Here is a 17,278-nt window from a genome sequence, read left to right on the forward strand (position 1 = left end):
TAACCATTGGTTTTCACGCAGTTTCGACCGTTGAAAATGCGCTATCCCCATAGTTATCCACATTCATCCACAGTTCGGGCCGCTGTAGTGTTGGCAGCGGCTTTTACTTTGCTTCTTCACGCGAGTTTGAAGGCCCCGGAAAGGGGTGACCTGTCGTTAGAAAGGTCTTCTTAATTTTTACGCTTTATCAATCTTTGCAAAGAGACGAGGTTTTCCATGATGCGCGTTTTGTTTCTCGTCGCGCTCGTGATCCTAGGAGGCTGCGCGACTGCCCCACGGCAGGTCAACAATGTGTGTGCGGTCTTCGATCAACGCGACGGTTGGTTCAATAACTGGCAGACGGCTGCCACGCGGGTTTCGCGCGAGTTCGGCGTGCCGGTTCCGGTTCTGATGGCCACAATCTATACCGAATCCGGCTTCCAGCCCTATGCACGCCCGCCACGGACCAAGATTCTCTGGATCATACCGTGGAAGCGGGCTTCCAGCGCCTATGGCTATTCCCAGGCGCTGAACGGCACGTGGGATCGTTACAAGCGGGAAACCGGTCGCTGGACTGCATCGCGCACCAATTTCGCGGACGCTATCCATTTCATTGGCTGGTATCACTATCAAAGCTATCTGAAAAACGGCATCAATCGCGCCGATGCATATAGCCTTTATCTCGCTTACTATTCGGGTCACGGCGGTTACGCTCGTGGTGTCTGGCGCGGGAATGCTACAGCGCTCAATGGCGCAAAACGTGCCCAATCCATGGCCAATCGTTACGCCACGCAGTTGCGCAGTTGCGGAGGCTTCAGTTAAAAAGCGAAAGGCTGGATTCAAACTCGCATTTGAGACACCATCCGGCCTTAATCGCTATTATCATGCGACGGATTCGCTAATTGAGGATGACCATTTCATGCTGAAGAAGATCGGTATTGCCCTTTTCGCCGCCACATTTCTGGCAGGCTGCACCACCGACCCCTATACCGGGGAACAGAAGATGTCGAACACCGCAGGTGGTGCTGCGATTGGCGCGGCTGTGGGCGCTCTTGGTGGCCTGATGGTCGGCGGTTCCAGCCGTGCACAGCGCAATGCCGTTCTGATTGGTGCCGGTATCGGTGCACTTGGCGGCGGCGCAATCGGCAATTACATGGATCGTCAGGAAAACGAGCTCCGTGCACAGTTGCAGGGCACTGGCGTGTCTGTGACCCGTAACGGCGACCAGATCATCCTTAATATGCCGTCCAGCATCACTTTCGATACCGATCAGGATCAGGTGAAGAGCCAGTTCTACCCGACGCTTAATTCGGTCGCGATTGTACTGCGCAAATTCAACCAGACACTTGTGGACGTTTATGGCCACACCGATTCGACCGGTAGCGTCAGCCACAATCAGGCTCTTTCGCAGCGCCGCGCCGCGTCGGTCGCGAGCTATCTCGGTTCGCAGGGTATCGATCCGCGTCGCTTCGCCGTTATCGGCTATGGCGCGAGCCAGCCCGTTGCCACTAACGCAACATCGGAAGGCCGTGCGCAGAACCGTCGCGTGGAAATCCAGATTTCTCCGCTTCGCGCCGCCAGCTGATTCCCTTCCAAGGGTTAATAGGCTTCAAACAACGCAGTTCTTCGATAGAAGGGCTGCGTTTTTCTTTGCTTTTCCGAATCGGTGGATGGGCAGTTTGGTTTGAATTAAGTTAATTCGTGGATAGTTCGATTATTTTCGTAATTGCTGATGTTAGAGAACGATTATAGAACAAAATTTCGGAACTGTTTTTAATCAATGAGTTAGCCCTATTGTCAAATGAGAACAAAACGAATACAAATAGATCATAGCAACGAGCCTGCCGGGCTTCTAGCGAGACAAGAGGATGGTGTAAGATGTCTCAGAATTCATTGCGACTTGTTGAGGAAAATTCAGTGGACAAGACTAAGGCTCTCGATGCGGCATTGTCGCAAATCGAAAGGGCGTTCGGTAAGGGCTCGATCATGCGTCTGGGGAAAAATGCCCCGGTTATCGAGATCGAAACTGTTCCGACCGGCTCGCTTTCTCTGGACATCGCGCTGGGTGTCGGCGGCTTGCCCAAAGGACGTATTGTTGAGATTTACGGACCGGAAAGCTCCGGTAAGACGACACTCGCGCTGCACACGATTGCGGAAGCACAGAAGAAGGGCGGTATCTGTGCATTCGTCGATGCGGAACATGCGCTTGATCCTGTCTATGCACGCAAGCTGGGTGTCGATCTGGAAAACCTGCTGATTTCGCAGCCAGATACGGGTGAGCAAGCACTTGAAATCACCGACACGCTTGTGCGTTCGGGCGCCATCGACGTTCTCGTCGTCGACTCCGTCGCAGCCTTGACGCCACGTGCGGAAATCGAAGGCGAAATGGGTGACTCCTTGCCTGGCCTTCAGGCTCGTCTCATGAGCCAGGCGCTGCGCAAGCTTACTGCTTCGATCTCGCGGTCGAACTGTATGGTGATCTTCATCAACCAGATTCGTATGAAGATCGGTGTGATGTTCGGTTCGCCGGAAACGACGACTGGCGGTAACGCTCTCAAGTTCTATGCTTCGGTTCGTCTCGATATTCGCCGTATCGGTTCGATCAAGGAGCGCGACGAAGTTGTTGGCAACCAGACCCGCGTGAAGGTCGTCAAGAACAAGCTTGCGCCGCCCTTCAAGCAGGTCGAATTCGACATCATGTACGGTGCTGGCGTTTCCAAGACCGGCGAGCTGGTCGATCTTGGCGTAAAGGCCGGTGTCGTCGAGAAGTCCGGTGCGTGGTTCTCGTATAATTCACAGCGACTGGGACAGGGCCGTGAAAACGCCAAGCAATATCTCAAGGACAACCCGGAAGTGGCCCGCGAGATCGAAACCACGCTTCGTCAGAATGCCGGTTTGATTGCCGAACAGTTCCTCGAAGATGGCGGACCAGAAGACGATGCGAGTGACGCTGCCGAAATGTAAGATCGCCAGCATCGAATGAATTATCGAAGCCCCGTGCAATTGCATGGGGCTTTTTGTTTAGCAGTGGGTGTTTTTGCGAAGTGAATGGTGCTGGTTTTATCGCTTTCCGGCAGAAATTGCTTTTATGGCGCAGCGTACTTATCTGGACAGAAAAGCAAGGCACCGCTAAAAGCGGTCAACCGAAAACTCCACTTCACCTCCTGGCAGTGCGGGAGAGCCTCGGGCCTTCAATAACGGTTGGCGGCTATGGGAGTTTGAACAGGATAATTGATACAGCTTTCTGCAGAGCTGTATCCGTGCAGGGCAAAAAAGCCCAAGGGTGACTTATGGCTGGCGTCAACGAGATTAGGTCCACATTCCTCGATTATTACCGCAAGAACGGGCATGAGGTCGTTCCATCGAGCCCACTTGTCCCACGCAACGATCCGACGCTGATGTTCACCAATGCGGGTATGGTTCAGTTCAAGAACGTTTTTACGGGTCTTGAACACCGTTCCTACAATCGCGCGACGACTTCCCAGAAGTGCGTGCGTGCCGGTGGCAAGCACAACGATCTGGACAATGTCGGCTATACCGCTCGTCACCATACATTCTTTGAAATGCTCGGCAATTTCTCGTTTGGCGACTATTTCAAGGAAGATGCCATCAGCTTCGCCTGGAACCTGATCACGAAGGAATTCGGACTTCCGAAGGACAAATTGCTCGTCACCGTTTATCACACGGACGACGACGCTGCGAATTACTGGAAAAAGATTGCTGGTCTTTCCGATGACCGCATTATCCGCATCGCTACAAGTGATAACTTTTGGGCTATGGGCGATACCGGCCCGTGCGGTCCATGCTCTGAAATCTTCTTCGACCACGGCGACCATATCTGGGGCGGACCTCCCGGATCGGCTGACGAAGACGGTGACCGTTTCATCGAAATCTGGAACCTCGTTTTCATGCAGTTCGAGCAGATTACGCCCGAACAGCGCATCGACCTGCCGCGTCCGTCTATCGACACCGGAATGGGGTTGGAGCGCGTCGCTGCGGTTCTGCAGGGCGTGCACGACAATTACGATATCGATCTCTTCAAGGCATTGATCCGCGCTTCGGAAGAAGCAACCGGCGTGAAGGCTGAGGGCGAATTCCGCGCCAGCCACCGTGTGATTGCTGATCATCTGCGCGCTTCGAGCTTCCTGATCGCTGACGGTGTTCTGCCGTCCAACGAAGGTCGCGGCTATGTGTTGCGTCGCATCATGCGCCGCGCAATGCGTCATGCCCAGCTCTTGGGCGCCAAAGAGCCGTTGATGTGGCGCCTGCTGCCAGCCTTGATCCGCGAGATGGGACAGGCCTATCCGGAACTGATCCGCGCCGATGCCTTGATCTCCGAAACGCTCAAGCTTGAGGAAACCCGTTTCCGCAAGACGCTGGATCGCGGTCTTGGCCTCCTGTCGGATGCGACGGAAAGCCTTGTTGAAGGGGATCGCCTCGACGGCGAAACCGCTTTCAAGCTTTACGACACCTATGGCTTTCCGCTGGATCTGACGCAGGATGCACTTCGTCAGCGCGGTATTGCCGTCGATACGGATGGCTTCAGTGCCGCCATGGAGCGCCAGAAGGCCGAGGCCCGTGCGAACTGGGCTGGTTCTGGTGAAGCTGCAACCGAAACGATATGGTTCGGTATCAAGGATAAGGTCGGTGCGACGGAATTTCTCGGATACGAGACTGAGGTTGCCGAAGGCGTTATCACTGCGCTTGTCCGCGATGGCGCGGAAGTACCGTCCGTTGCTGAAGGCGATGTTGTTTCGGTCGTAGTCAACCAGACCCCGTTCTACGGAGAATCCGGCGGCCAGCAGGGCGATACCGGCACGATCTCCGGAGAAGGTTTTGCTATCGCAATCAAGGATACGCAGAAGAAGGGCGAGGGCGTCTTCGTTCACATCGGCGAAGTCACCAAGGGGACGGCGAAGACCGGCGATGCGGTCGAGCTGAAAGTGGATTCGGTACGCCGCACGCGCATCCGCTCTAACCATTCGGCGACGCACCTTCTGCATGAGGCGCTGCGTGAAACGCTCGGCAGTCATGTTGCACAGAAGGGTTCGCTCGTTGCACCGGATCGTCTGCGTTTCGACTTTTCGCATCCGAAGCCGATCTCGGCTGAAGAGCTGACGCAGGTGGAAACTCTCGCCAACGAAATCATTCTGCAGAACGCTCCTGTCAGCACCCGCCTGATGGCCGTTGACGATGCCATTGCCGAGGGTGCCATGGCACTGTTCGGTGAAAAATATGGCGATGAAGTTCGTGTTGTTTCCATGGGCACCGCCAAGCACGGTTCGAAGGAAGGCAAGGCCTATTCGGTGGAACTTTGCGGCGGTACGCATGTGCGCCAGACCGGCGATATAGGTCTCGTCCGCATTGTTTCGGAAGGCGCGGTTGCCGCTGGCGTTCGTCGTATGGAAGCGCTGACGGGTGAGGCAGCACGTCTTTACCTTGAAGAGCAGGACGAGCGCGTAAAGGCCATCGCCGGTGCATTGAAGACGACACCGTCTGAAGCGCTGGAACGTGTCAACGCATTGCTTGATGAACGCAAGAAGCTGGAACGCGAACTTGCTGATGCGCGCAAGAAGCTTGCGCTTGGCGGTGGTTCGGCAGATGGCGGCTGCGCCGTTGAAGCTGTGAATGGCGTCAACTTCCTCGGCAAGATCGTAACTGGCGTTTCCCCGCGTGATCTCAAGCCGCTTGCCGACGAAGGCAAGAAGCAGGTCGGCTCCGGTGTGGTGCTGTTCATTGGTATCGGCGAAGATAGCAAGGCCAGCGCGGTGGCCGCGGTGACGGAAGATCTGGTTGGTCGCTTTAGTGCGGTTGATCTGGTTCGCGCTGCTTCTGCGGCCCTCGGTGGCGCAGGTGGCGGCGGTCGCCCGGACATGGCGCAGGCCGGCGGGCCGGATGGCGATAAGGCCGACGCCGCGATTGCAGCAGTCAAGGCACTGATCATCTAATTCAAAAGGCCGGGTTAACCCGGCCTTTTTTATCGGTGGAATTAAGCCGCATGAATTGTGCGGCTGTCGTCAGGCGCTTCGCTTCGTTCATCCAGACCATAGTCACGCATGACGCTGGCTACACGCAAACGGTAGTTTTCAAAAACACCATTGCGGCCTTGCCCCTGTGCTACCCTATGAGATGGCAGGTTGCGCCATTCACGCACCGCATCGTCGTCGCGCCAGAACGAGAGCGAAAGCAATTTGTCGGGATCGGCCAGGCTTTGAAAACGCTCGATCGACAGAAAACCGTCAATCCTGGAAAGATCTTCGCGCAGGCTTGCGGCAATATCCAGATACTGTTCACGCCTGTTGTCATCGGCTGGCCAGACTTCGAATATGACGGCAATCATGGCTTGATGAACTCCTCATGCGGTGCGGATTGGAGTTTAAGGAAGATGCGGTCTTCGGATCGGATGAATTGTTCTCTGCGCGCAAACTCGTAATTCTCGCGTCCCAGCGGATCGGCGGCAAGCCGTGCCCGATATGCTTCATACGCGGCAAGGTTTTCGACTGAATAGACGCCGTAGGCTGTGGTCGACGAACCTTCATGCGGCCCGAAATAGCCGATGAGATCAGCGCCGCAGCGCGGAATCGCCTGTCCCCAATTGCGTGCATATTCTGCAAAGGCATCCGCTTTGAACGGGTCGATCTGATAGCGGATGAAACAGGTAATCATGCGTGTCTCCTTCAAAAGCATGTCTTCGATGCTGACAATGTAGCAATTGAAATTTCTCCATAGTTCGGTTAGTATCGAAGTATGAAAGATGGCCCGATCATAGCTTCTGTTGCCGCGCTCCTTGGTGATCCGGCGCGTGCAAACATGCTCACGGTGCTAATGGATGGTCGTGCGCTGACTGTCAGTGAACTCGCGTCAGCCGCAGGCGTGACGCTGCAAACCGCCAGCGGGCATCTTGCAAAGCTCGATGCGGCCAATCTGCTGGTCGCGGAGAAGCAGGGGCGCCACCGCTATTTCCGGCTTTCAGGAACAGATGTGGCGCAGGTCCTGGAAGGTTTGATGGGGCTTGCGCAACGCACCGGCGCTGTGCGGGTGCGGACCGGCCCGAAAGATCAGGCACTACGCAAGGCACGCATCTGCTATGACCATCTGGCCGGTGAGCGTGGGGTGGAAATGCTTGATGCCTCGCATCGGCTCGGGCTGATTGTTGATGACAATGAGCCGGTGCTGACAGAAAAGGGCAAGTCGTTTTTCAGTTGCCTTGGCGTTGATGTGACCACTCTGGAGCAGGGCAAGCGCCCGGTCTGTCGTCACTGCCTCGACTGGAGTGAACGTCGCAACCATCTGGGCGGAGCGCTCGGTGCAGCGCTGTTGAACCATTTCATTTCAAAGGGCTGGGCACGCCGCGAAGCGGGGCGTGTCATCGCGTTCTCGCCAAAAGGTGCACAGGCATTCTCACACACGTTTGAGCTGGCTGGCCAGATTACGTGACCTGAACAGCCAGCATTATGTTGTTAATGCTGTGTGGCTGCGGCTGCTGCCTCGTCCAGTTCCGTGGCGCGCTTCATGGCAGGACGATCTTTTAGTCGGTCCCAATAGGCGACGAACGCTCCTCTGGCCGGCAACGTGCCGAAGCGCAGGCCCCAGCCGATGTGCGAGCCGACATAAACGTCAGCCGCCGTGAAGCGGTCGCCGGTGATGTATGGATGGTGCGAAACCGCTTTCTCCAATGTGTTGACCACTGTATCGTAATTGCCGTAGCCGACCATTCCCTGCTTGTCTGCGGGGATTTCAAAGCCGAGCGCATGGTTGGACAAGGCGGCTTCCACAGGACCAGATGTAAAGAACAGCCAGCGGAAGAAATCCGCGCGCTCATTGGGGTGAGGCGCCAGACCAGCTTCGGGAAATGTTGTTGCCAGATAGGCGCAGATTGCAGCCACTTCCGTCACCACCGCATCGCCGTGGCGCAGGGCAGGAACTTTGCCCATCGGATTGATTGTGCAGTAGTCAGGCCCCTTCATCGGTGGCCCGAAATCCAGAATTTCCACATCATAGGGTTTGCCGATCTCCTCCAGCATCCAGCGCGCGATGCGTCCGCGCGACATCGGGTTGGTATAGAGCTTCAACTCAGCCATTTCATCCTCCCTGTAAGCGGTGGCAGGATGCGCTTTTTCCCTTGAAAAGGAAATGAAAAAACCCGGCAGCGAGGCTGCCGGGTTTTCCATATCGACGATAAGCGTCGAATATTTTATCAGGCGGCCATGGCCTTCTGAAGGTTCTCGTCGATCTTGTCGAGGAAACCGGTGGTCGAGAGCCAAGGCTGATCTGGACCGATGAGCAGAGCCAGATCCTTGGTCATGTAGCCGCTTTCAACGGTGTCGACGCAGACCTTTTCCAGCGTGTCGGCAAAACGCTTAAGCTCGGCATTGTCGTCGAGCTTGGCGCGGTGTGCGAGACCACGCGTCCATGCGAAGATCGAAGCGATCGAGTTGGTCGAGGTTTCCTCGCCCTTCTGATGCTGGCGGTAGTGACGGGTAACGGTGCCGTGTGCAGCTTCTGCTTCAACGGTCTTGCCATCCGGCGTCATCAGAACCGAGGTCATCAGGCCGAGCGAGCCAAAACCCTGAGCCACGATGTCCGACTGCACGTCGCCGTCGTAGTTCTTACAAGCCCAAACATAGCCGCCGGACCACTTGAGCGCCGAAGCGACCATGTCGTCGATGAGGCGATGTTCGTACCAGATCTTTGCAGCCTTGAACTTGTCAGCGAATTCGGTCTGGTAAACTTCTTCGAAGATGTCCTTGAAGCGACCGTCATAAGCCTTGAGGATAGTGTTCTTGGTCGAGAGATAGACCGGGTAGTTGCGCTGCAAGCCGTAGTTCAGCGAAGCACGGGCAAATTCGCGGATCGATTCGTCGAGGTTGTACATGGCCATTGCCACACCAGCCGCCGGAGCCTGATAGACTTCGTGTTCGATGGTCTCGCCATCTTCACCGACGAACTTGATCGACAGCGTGCCCTTGCCCGGGAATTTGAAATCGGTCGCGCGGTACTGATCGCCGAAAGCATGACGGCCAACGATGATCGGCTGGGTCCAGCCCGGCACGAGGCGCGGAACGTTCTTGCAGATGATCGGCTCGCGGAAGATCACGCCGCCGAGAATGTTGCGGATCGTGCCGTTTGGCGACTTCCACATCTTCTTGAGCTTGAATTCTTCAACGCGGGCTTCGTCCGGGGTGATGGTTGCGCATTTTACGCCAACGCCGTGTTCCTTGATGGCATTAGCCGCATCAATGGTAACCTGGTCATTGGTGGCATCGCGGTGCTCGACTGACAGATCGTAATATTTCAGATCAATGTCGAGGTAGGGATGGATCAATTTGTCCTTGATGAACTGCCAGATGATGCGGGTCATTTCATCGCCGTCGAGTTCAACGACCGGGTTCGCAACCTTGATTTTTGCCATGGATGAAGCCTCTTTTTCAATGCGTCGCGCCCGTATAGCACTCACGACGAATAAGGCAAAGCGTAAGAGGCTTATTCTTTGGCCTATAGAGCGTTTAGGCGGTCAAAATTTCGGGAGAGACTTGCGAAAAGCGTGAAATGGCTTTTGACGGCACCGATTATGCGGCGCGGTGTGCAGTGCGATTGTCATCACGAGATTTCTCCCAGGAAGATTGCCGCTGGCGATAGTTTTCCTGTTCCCTGACCAGAATGGTGTCTGCATCCAGTGTAGAGATGGCGGTCGACTTGTCTGTGGGAACAAGGCCGTTCAGCTGCAACGAAAGATAACGTCCACAGCAGACCCGCAGGAACGACGCGAAATTGTCGAGGTCGTGCCCCTCATTCCGGGATTCATCGTAAAGTTTGCCGATAAGACGGCTGACCGTGAGATCATCGCGTGCTGCAATATCTTCGAGAGCCCACCAGAAGAAATTCTCAAGCCGGACGCTTGTCACGACGCCATCGATGCGCAGCGAACGTGTTACGCTCAGCCAGAGCTCAGGATCGGCACCGATGAACAGCCTGCACATGATTTCCTCCGGATCATTCTCCCAAACTTACTGTCGCGCAGTTTCGCCCTGCCTGCAACCTTGTTGGGAAACAGGCAGGGCGTTGCGATCAGCTGTGGGTGATCCTGGTGCCGAGCACAGTAAGGAACTGTGACAGCCACGCCGGATGGGCGGGCCATGCGGGCGACGTGACGAGATTGCCATCCGTAACCGCCTGATCAACCGGAATATCAGCATATTTGCCACCGGCGAGTTCAACTTCCGGGCGACAGGCCGGGTAGGCAGAACAGGTGCGACCTTCCAGAACGCGCGCTGCGGCCAGCAATTGCGCGCCGTGGCAGACTGCAGCGACTGGCTTGTTCGCTTCAAAGAAATGCTTCACCACGGCGATAACCTTATCGTCGAGACGCAGATATTCCGGTGCCCGACCCCCAGGAATGACCAGAGCGTCATAGTTCTCAGGCTTAACATCGGTGAAGGTCGCGTTCAGCGTGAAGTTATGGCCGGGCTTTTCTGTATAGGTCTGGTGGCCTTCGAAGTCGTGAATGGCTGTCGCGATATGATCGCCAGCCTTCTTGCCGGGGCAGACCGCATGAACCGTATGACCAACAGTCAAAAGCGTCTGGAACGGGACCATGGTTTCATAGTCCTCACCAAAGTCGCCGCAAAGCATGAGTATCTTCTTACCGGACATGGTTTCCTCCCTTTGATCCTGTATCTGGTGGACAGTCTGGCATGAATGGGCAGCAAATAGGTGTTATCGGGCTACTACACAGGCTTTTCCCTAAAACACGTAAGGGGAATCTTTGCGATTCTGCGTCAATTATGTAAGGGAAACGCCACGATACGATAGCTAATGCGGAAGAGATCATGGCAGGAACAGATAAACAGCGCCCCTTCATCGCGGAAGGACCGGCAATCGTGCTGGTGGAGCCGCAATTGCCGGAGAATATCGGCATGGTGGCGCGCGCCATGGCGAATTTTGGTCTGGCTGAATTGCGCCTCGTCAATCCGCGCGAAGAGTTTCCGAGTGAGAAGGCAAGGGCGGCAGCCAGCAAGGCCGATCATGTGATCGACAATGCGGTAGTCTATGACGACCTGCCGTCCGCTATCGCCGATCTCAATTTCGTCTATGCGACGACGGCACGTGAACGTGATGGCTTCAAGCAGGTTCGCAGCGCCGTGGAAGCGGGGGGCGAACTGCGCCGTCGTTTCCGGACTGGTGAGAAGACCGGCATCCTGTTTGGCCGTGAACGCTTCGGTCTCAGCAATGAAGAGGTCGGTCTTGCGGATGAACTGGTGACGTTTCCGGTCAATCCGGCTTTCGCATCGCTGAATATCGCTCAGGCCGTTTTGCTGATGTCCTATGAATGGATGAAGTCGGGCCTTGAGACGGAAACGGAGACCGTGTTCCGCGGGCCGGAGCTTGAGATGGCGCCAAAACAGGAGTTGCAGGGGCTCTTCAATCATCTCGAAGAAGCCCTTGATGTTCGGGGATATTTCCGTCCGGAAGCCCGCAAGGAAATCATGGTCAACAATCTGCGCGCCGTGTTGACGCGTGCTGGTTTCGCATCCGCAGAACTCAAGTTGCTGCGCGGTGTTGTCACGTCGCTTGACGTGTTCACGCCGAAGAAACCACGCGGTTCCGGTGCCCCGGAAGGACGTGCGCGTAAGCCTGCGAGCGAGGCTCCGGCAATGAAGGACGAGGACGAATGAAAAACGCACCCGCTGTAAGCTTTGCCGCCATGCCTTCTGCCGATGTCGAAAGACCTATTTTGGTTTTCGACAGCGGTATCGGAGGCCTGACGGTTTTGCGCGAAGCGCGGGTGCTTATGCCGGATCGCCGCTTTGTCTACGTTGCCGACGATGCCGGGTTTCCCTATGGCGGATGGGAAGAGGATGCGTTGAGGGAGAGGATTGTCGAGCTGTTCGGCAAGCTCATTGCCGCCTATGACCCCGAGATCGCGGTCATTGCCTGCAATACGGCCTCCACGCTGGTGCTGGATGATTTGCGGCAAGCCTATCCTTCGGTGCCGTTTGTCGGCACAGTGCCAGCAATCAAGCCCGCTGCCGAAAGAACATCGTCGGGACTTGTTTCCGTGCTGGCGACCCCCGGTACCGTCAGGCGTGCTTATACGCGCGATCTCATTCAATCTTTCGCCACCCAGTGCCATGTTCGTCTCGTTGGTGCCGATCAGCTTGCGACAGTAGCGGAAGCCCATATTCGCGGCGAAAAGATCGACGAGGCGCTGATCGTGGAACAGATCGCTCCCTGCTTCATTGAGCAGGATGGTAACCGGACCGACATTGTCGTGCTGGCCTGCACGCACTATCCGTTCCTTGCCAATGTGTTTCGCCGTCTTGCGCCATGGCCGGTTGACTGGCTCGATCCTGCGGAAGCGATCGCCCGGCGTACCGTCTCGCTGCTGAAACCACGCTGCGCCGATGAAGAGCTGCATCATCACAACGATCTGGCGGTCGTGACATCCCGCAATCCGGACTATGCCATCCGCAGGCTCATGCAGGGTTTCGGTCTGCATTTTGCTTGAGCCCTTGTTCTCAAGGTCTTGAATTTTCCGGCTATGTAGCGATCATGGCAATGGTCGTTTCATAGGGGAAGATGCAATGACGGGAACCATATCACAGATCACCCTGCCTTCGGACCAGACGGTTCCAGCGCTCGGGCAGGGCACTTGGTATATGGGTGAGGATAGCACGCAACGCCGCTATGAAATCGAAGCACTGAGAAGCGGCATCGATCTCGGGATGACGCTGATCGATACGGCGGAAATGTATGCTGATGGAGAGGCGGAAGACGTTGTTGGCGAAGCCATTACGGGCCGTCGCGATGATGTGTTTCTCGTCAGCAAGGTATTGCCGTTCAATGCGTCCTGGAAGGGTACAATCGAGGCCTGCGAGAGGAGCCTGCAGCGCCTTCGCACGGATCACATTGATCTGTATTTGCTGCATTGGCGTGGGCGATATCCGCTTGAGGAGACTGTCGCTGCGTTCGATGAATTACAGCATGCTGGAAAGATAGTGAGCTGGGGCGTCAGCAATTTCGATACGGATGACATGAAAGAACTCGTCGGTATAGCTGGCGGCAATGCCGTTGCAACGAACCAGATACTTTACAATCTGACGCGGCGCGGCCCAGAATTTGATCTGATGCCATGGTGTGCCGGGCGTAAAATTCCGCTGATGGCTTATTCGCCTATCGAGCAAGGTCGATTGCTGGGCAATTCCGTACTGGCGGAAATTGCAAGCGAGACGGGAGGAACGCCAGCCTCAGTTGCGCTTGCGTGGGCAATGCGCAGCGGCAATGTCATAGCAATTCCAAAGTCGTCCAACCTGCATCATGTGCGGGATAACAGAAAAGCCGCAGACTTGCGGCTTTCCGAAGATCAATTGAAACGTCTGGACCGGGCTTTCGCACCCCCATCCCGAAAGACGGCGTTGGAAATGCTCTAACCCGCGTCTTTCTGGCGAGTGTCCTTCTTCGCCTGAGCGACACTTGCGGCCTTACGGAGTCGTCCACGCTCTGCAGGGCGGACAAGGCTGTCGTATTTCTCGTTCGGGATGTTACGCATGCCGTTCAGCGCATGACGCGTGTTGAAATCCTTGCCTTTCTTTTCGTTTGCTTCCTTGGTCGCAAGCGCTTTTCGGGCATTGGCGATCAGTTCGGCGCTGGCTGACATGCGACGACGGCGTTCAACTTCGGTGTTGATGCGACGCACCGCCATAGCCAGAACGGATACTTTCAGATGTGAACCTTCATCCGCCTTGGAGGGTGTCGCGCCACGAGCGGCTCCCTTTCCGCGCACTTCGCGCCTGCGCTGGTGGGCCTGATCTTTTGCCTTCTTGCGGCGTTCGCGGATCAGTTTCGCCAGATGAGAAAGTTCTTCGTCGGGGACGTTCTGCAAAAAAGGATGGTGCGACTTTTCCACCAGCTCTTTTTCGTCGGCATTGAGAGCGCGAGCTTCCTGCTTCTTGGTGACGGCCATGGGACATCCTTTCTGCTAATGATAAGAATTCTCCGGAGGGGATATAGGCGTGAACATTCCACCGGAAAGATCGGGTTGCTTATTCTGGTTCTTCGGTCGAGGTTTTTTTGCTCTGCTCTTCAAGGTGCTTCAAGATTGCCTTCAGCTTGTCGAGAGGAAGGTGTTCCGCACCTATGGTCTCACTCCTGGCTGTTGAGACGATGGTCAAAATTTCATCGAGTTTTGCCTGTGTCGCGCTTGCTTCGCGATCCTGTGCGTTCTGGATAAGGAACACCATCAGGAATGTGATGACTGTGGTCGATGTATTCACCACCAGTTGCCAAGTATCCGAGAAGTCAAAGAAAGGCCCGCTAATGCCCCATAACAGGATGAACAAGGTTGCCAGCCCGAATGCCAGATAATGGCCTGCAAGTTCGGCGGCTTTTTCGCTGAGCTTTGTGAAGAACTGTGACATCGCAACCTCCAGACGACAGGCGAGAAACGCTTGATGGAGGGGCGGGGTTCCGTAATTGCATAGATATGCGGAACTTTCAGGCGCTGGTCGACGTTTGATCCTCATAGAAAACGCGGAGGTCAAGCGATGGAAATTGTCGAAACCCGCATCAGTTCGGTTGGGGGCTTCAAGCTCTATATGGTGGAGTTCGTCACCGAGGGCGAAGAGAAGATCACTGTCAAGGTTGAGAACGAGACGGAAGCGGAACTGGCGCGCGATGAAGTGATACGTCGTGCCGCGATCAAGCTCGGCGAAGCGCTGGGCGTTGCATGTATGGAATGCGGCATTCAGCCTGAAAACCTGTTGACACGCCCCAGCGCGCGCCGCGCGGGTGACCGGGCAGAGCTGGAGCGCCAGCTTGAAGAGGGCTTGGAAGATACGTTCCCGGCCAGCGATCCGGTCTCGGTTACCAGTTCCACGATTGCCGGTTTTGCCGGACCGAAAAACTGAATGATGGTCCTAGAGCGGTTTCGGTTAAAACGGAGTCGCTGGAACCGTTCTGTGTATTTGTTGCGTCGCATTATGTGACGCATCGAGGCGGGATCAGAAATCAGTCCAGTGAACTGATTTCCCCGCGTAGACGCTTCGCACTTTTGCTGGAAATGCTCCACGCAAGAAGCCGGGCTATTCACCCGGCTTCTGAAGTTGTTCAGAAAATGAGTCCTGTAAAGGGCATATCCATCTGAGAATACTACAGATTACGACGTTTGCCTTCCATCAGGTCGAGCACGGCGCGGGCACAATCAAGCACATTCGAGCCGGGGCCGAAAACCGCCGCCACACCGTGGTCGAACAGATACTGATAATCCTGACGGGGAACGACGCCACCACAGACGACAATGATATTTTCCGCGCCCTTCCTGCGGAGCGTATCCACAAGCTGAGGCAGAAGTGTCTTGTGACCGGCTGCTAGCGACGAAACTCCAAGAACATGCACCTTGGACTTGATCGCCATATCGGCAGCTTCATCCGGCGTCTGGAACAGTGGCCCGGCCAGTATCTCGAAGCCGATATCGCCGAAGGCTGACGCAATGATTTTGGCACCGCGATCATGCCCGTCCTGGCCGAGCTTTGCCACCATCACTTTCGGCGTTTCGCCGATCTGCTTTGAAAAATCGCCAAGCCGCTCAACCAGCGTCTGATATTCGGGCTCGTCCTTATAGGCCGCGCCGTAAACCTTCTTGACGACCTTCGGAACTGCAGCATGATCGCCGAATGCGCGGCGCATGGCGTCGGAAATTTCTCCGACGCTGGCGCGAGCACGGGAGGCTTCAACAGCGGCGGCGAGAAGATTGCCTTCGCCGGTCTTTGCAACTTTTTCCAGTTCTGCCAGAGCTGCTTCGACTTTTGCCTTGTTGCGCGTTTCCTTGATGCGATTGAGACGTGCAATTTGCGACTGGCGAACAGCCGAATTGTCGATTTCCAGAATGTCGATTTCGTCTTCCTGTTCCAGCCGGAACTTGTTGACCCCGACAATGATCTCTTCGCCCTTATCGACCGCCGCCTGCCGTTTGGTCGCTGCTTCTTCGATGAGGCGCTTCGGAAGGCCGCTTTCGACCGCCTTGGTCATGCCGCCCAGACCTTCGACTTCCTCGATCAGCGCCCAGGCCTTTTCGGCCAGCTCGTTGGTGAGGTTTTCGATGTAATAAGAACCTGCCAGCGGATCGACCACTTTGGTTACGCCGGTTTCGTTCTGGAGGATGAGCTGCGTATTGCGAGCGATACGAGCCGAAAATTCGGTTGGCAAAGCAATGGCTTCATCGAAGGAATTGGTGTGCAGCGATTGCGTACCGCCAAGAGCAGCTGACATGGCCTCGAATGCGGTGCGGACGATATTGTTGTAGGGATCCTGTTCCTGAAGCGATACGCCCGAAGTCTGGCAATGCGTGCGTAGCATCAGCGAGCCGGGCTTCTTCGGATCGAATTCCTTCATGATGCGCGACCAGAGCAGGCGCGCGGCGCGCAGCTTGGCGATTTCCATGAAGAAATTCATGCCGATGGCGAAGAAGAATGACAGTCGTCCCGCAAATTCATCGACATTCAGGCCCTTGTTCAGGGCGGCACGCACATATTCACGCCCATCGGCAAGCGTGAAGGCGAGTTCCTGAACCAGTGTCGCGCCCGCTTCCTGCATATGGTAGCCGGAAATGGAAATCGAGTTGAACTTCGGCATTTCGCCTGCCGTATAGGCGATGATATCCGCAATGATCCGCATGGAGGGTTCCGGCGGATAGATATAAGTGTTGCGGACCATGAACTCCTTGAGGATGTCGTTCTGGATCGTGCCGGAAAGCTGGGCGCGGGGCACGCCCTGTTCCTCGCCCGCCACGATGAAATTGGCGAGGATCGGGATCACCGCGCCGTTCATGGTCATGGAAACGGAAATTTGTTCCAGCGGAATGCCGTCGAAAAGGATCTTCATATCCTCGACGGAATCGATGGCAACGCCAGCCTTGCCCACATCGCCTTCAACACGCGGATGGTCGCTATCATAGCCGCGATGCGTGGCAAGATCGAAGGCAACCGAAACGCCCTGCTGACCGGCAGCGAGAGCCTTGCGATAGAAGGCGTTGGATTCTTCGGCCGTCGAAAATCCCGCATATTGCCGGATCGTCCATGGACGACCCGCATACATGGTCGCACGAGGACCGCGCAAGAAAGGCTCGAAGCCGGGCAGGGTGCCCAGATGGTCGATGCCTTGAAGGTCATCTTCCGTATAGAGCGGCTTGACGTCAATGCCTTCTGGCGTTTGCCAAATGAGGCTGTCAGCTGGCCGCTTCAGTTCCTTCTCGGCCAATGCTTCCCAGTCTGCTCGGGTTGTGGGGCGCTCGCTCATATCGACC

18 protein-coding genes are annotated in these 17,278 nt (G+C 55.9%); 9 read left to right on the forward strand and 9 right to left on the reverse strand.

The features are described from left to right. Positions 1 to 216: 216 nt before the first annotated feature. The 4 genes from AAE521_RS02415 to alaS all read left to right on the forward strand — a co-directional run bounded on the left by AAE521_RS02415 (position 217) and on the right by alaS (position 5,927). A complete protein-coding gene (locus AAE521_RS02415) occupies positions 217 to 801 on the forward strand; it encodes a transglycosylase SLT domain-containing protein (protein ID WP_010659931.1) in 585 nt (194 codons plus the stop codon). A 97-nt stretch (positions 802 to 898) separates the two neighbouring features. Next, on the forward strand, positions 899 to 1,564 hold the full coding sequence (locus tag AAE521_RS02420; RefSeq protein ID WP_342060396.1) for a YiaD family glycine zipper/OmpA-like lipoprotein: 666 nt from the start codon (positions 899 to 901) through the stop codon (positions 1,562 to 1,564). 293 nt (positions 1,565 to 1,857) lie between these two features. Beyond that, complete coding sequence (gene recA / locus AAE521_RS02425) at positions 1,858 to 2,943, forward strand: recombinase RecA (protein WP_010659933.1); 1,086 nt, start codon at positions 1,858 to 1,860, stop codon at positions 2,941 to 2,943. Between the two features lie 326 nt (positions 2,944 to 3,269). Next, on the forward strand, positions 3,270 to 5,927 hold the full coding sequence (gene alaS / locus AAE521_RS02430) for an alanine--tRNA ligase (protein ID WP_342060397.1): 2,658 nt from the start codon (positions 3,270 to 3,272) through the stop codon (positions 5,925 to 5,927). Positions 5,928 to 5,968: 41 nt separating this feature from the next. Here the strand turns inward: alaS and AAE521_RS02435 are convergent, their stop codons facing one another. Both AAE521_RS02435 and AAE521_RS02440 read right to left on the reverse strand, forming a co-directional pair. Continuing rightward, complete coding sequence (locus AAE521_RS02435) at positions 5,969 to 6,319, reverse strand: antibiotic biosynthesis monooxygenase family protein (protein WP_010659935.1); 351 nt, start codon at positions 6,317 to 6,319, stop codon at positions 5,969 to 5,971. Then, positions 6,316 to 6,645 (reverse strand): NIPSNAP family protein, encoded by a 330-nt coding sequence (locus AAE521_RS02440; RefSeq protein WP_029924617.1) that lies wholly within the window; start codon positions 6,643 to 6,645, stop codon positions 6,316 to 6,318. Before AAE521_RS02440 ends, AAE521_RS02435 begins: the two co-directional genes overlap by 4 nt. A gap of 81 nt (positions 6,646 to 6,726) precedes the next feature. On the opposite strand from AAE521_RS02440, the gene AAE521_RS02445 reads away from it, so the two are divergent. Next, positions 6,727 to 7,416 (forward strand): ArsR/SmtB family transcription factor, encoded by a 690-nt coding sequence (locus tag AAE521_RS02445; protein ID WP_071630124.1) that lies wholly within the window; start codon positions 6,727 to 6,729, stop codon positions 7,414 to 7,416. A gap of 23 nt (positions 7,417 to 7,439) precedes the next feature. Here the strand turns inward: AAE521_RS02445 and AAE521_RS02450 are convergent, their stop codons facing one another. From AAE521_RS02450 to AAE521_RS02465, 4 genes are all read right to left on the reverse strand, one after another. Beyond that, complete coding sequence (locus AAE521_RS02450; RefSeq protein ID WP_012091919.1) at positions 7,440 to 8,060, reverse strand: glutathione S-transferase family protein; 621 nt, start codon at positions 8,058 to 8,060, stop codon at positions 7,440 to 7,442. A 116-nt stretch (positions 8,061 to 8,176) separates the two neighbouring features. Further along, positions 8,177 to 9,391, reverse strand: coding sequence for an NADP-dependent isocitrate dehydrogenase (locus AAE521_RS02455; RefSeq protein WP_010659939.1), 1,215 nt, complete (start codon positions 9,389 to 9,391; stop codon positions 8,177 to 8,179). Positions 9,392 to 9,548: 157 nt separating this feature from the next. Beyond that, entirely contained in the window at positions 9,549 to 9,959 is a 411-nt protein-coding gene (locus AAE521_RS02460) for a ribbon-helix-helix domain-containing protein (protein WP_010659940.1), read from the reverse strand. Between the two features lie 88 nt (positions 9,960 to 10,047). Then, positions 10,048 to 10,632, reverse strand: coding sequence for a DJ-1/PfpI family protein (locus tag AAE521_RS02465; protein ID WP_029924622.1), 585 nt, complete (start codon positions 10,630 to 10,632; stop codon positions 10,048 to 10,050). Positions 10,633 to 10,808: 176 nt separating this feature from the next. On the opposite strand from AAE521_RS02465, the gene AAE521_RS02470 reads away from it, so the two are divergent. From AAE521_RS02470 to AAE521_RS02480, 3 genes are all read left to right on the forward strand, one after another. Then, positions 10,809 to 11,654, forward strand: coding sequence for an RNA methyltransferase (locus tag AAE521_RS02470; RefSeq protein ID WP_010659942.1), 846 nt, complete (start codon positions 10,809 to 10,811; stop codon positions 11,652 to 11,654). Next, complete coding sequence (gene murI / locus AAE521_RS02475; protein WP_071630125.1) at positions 11,651 to 12,487, forward strand: glutamate racemase; 837 nt, start codon at positions 11,651 to 11,653, stop codon at positions 12,485 to 12,487. Before AAE521_RS02470 ends, murI begins: the two co-directional genes overlap by 4 nt. 76 nt (positions 12,488 to 12,563) lie before the next feature. Continuing rightward, positions 12,564 to 13,409: an aldo/keto reductase gene (locus AAE521_RS02480; protein WP_071630126.1), complete on the forward strand. Its 846-nt coding sequence runs from the start codon at positions 12,564 to 12,566 to the stop codon at positions 13,407 to 13,409. Here the strand turns inward: AAE521_RS02480 and AAE521_RS02485 are convergent. Next, complete coding sequence (locus AAE521_RS02485; RefSeq protein WP_010659945.1) at positions 13,406 to 13,942, reverse strand: hypothetical protein; 537 nt, start codon at positions 13,940 to 13,942, stop codon at positions 13,406 to 13,408. The genes AAE521_RS02480 and AAE521_RS02485 overlap by 4 nt on opposite strands. 79 nt (positions 13,943 to 14,021) lie before the next feature. Beyond that, positions 14,022 to 14,396 carry a low affinity iron permease family protein gene (locus AAE521_RS02490; protein ID WP_010659946.1) on the reverse strand — a complete coding sequence of 125 codons (375 nt, stop codon included), beginning with the start codon at positions 14,394 to 14,396 and terminating at the stop codon, positions 14,022 to 14,024. 126 nt (positions 14,397 to 14,522) lie between these two features. Between AAE521_RS02490 and AAE521_RS02495 the strand changes: the two genes are divergently transcribed. Then, positions 14,523 to 14,885 carry a hypothetical protein gene (locus AAE521_RS02495; protein WP_342060398.1) on the forward strand — a complete coding sequence of 121 codons (363 nt, stop codon included), beginning with the start codon at positions 14,523 to 14,525 and terminating at the stop codon, positions 14,883 to 14,885. 241 nt (positions 14,886 to 15,126) lie between these two features. On the opposite strand, the gene scpA is transcribed toward AAE521_RS02495, so the two are convergent. Continuing rightward, positions 15,127 to 17,271 (reverse strand): methylmalonyl-CoA mutase, encoded by a 2,145-nt coding sequence (gene scpA, locus AAE521_RS02500; protein ID WP_342060399.1) that lies wholly within the window; start codon positions 17,269 to 17,271, stop codon positions 15,127 to 15,129. Positions 17,272 to 17,278 lie beyond the last annotated feature (7 nt).

The organism is Brucella cytisi (assembly GCF_038433355.1).
GTDB classification, from domain to species: Bacteria; Pseudomonadota; Alphaproteobacteria; order Rhizobiales; family Rhizobiaceae; genus Brucella; species Brucella cytisi.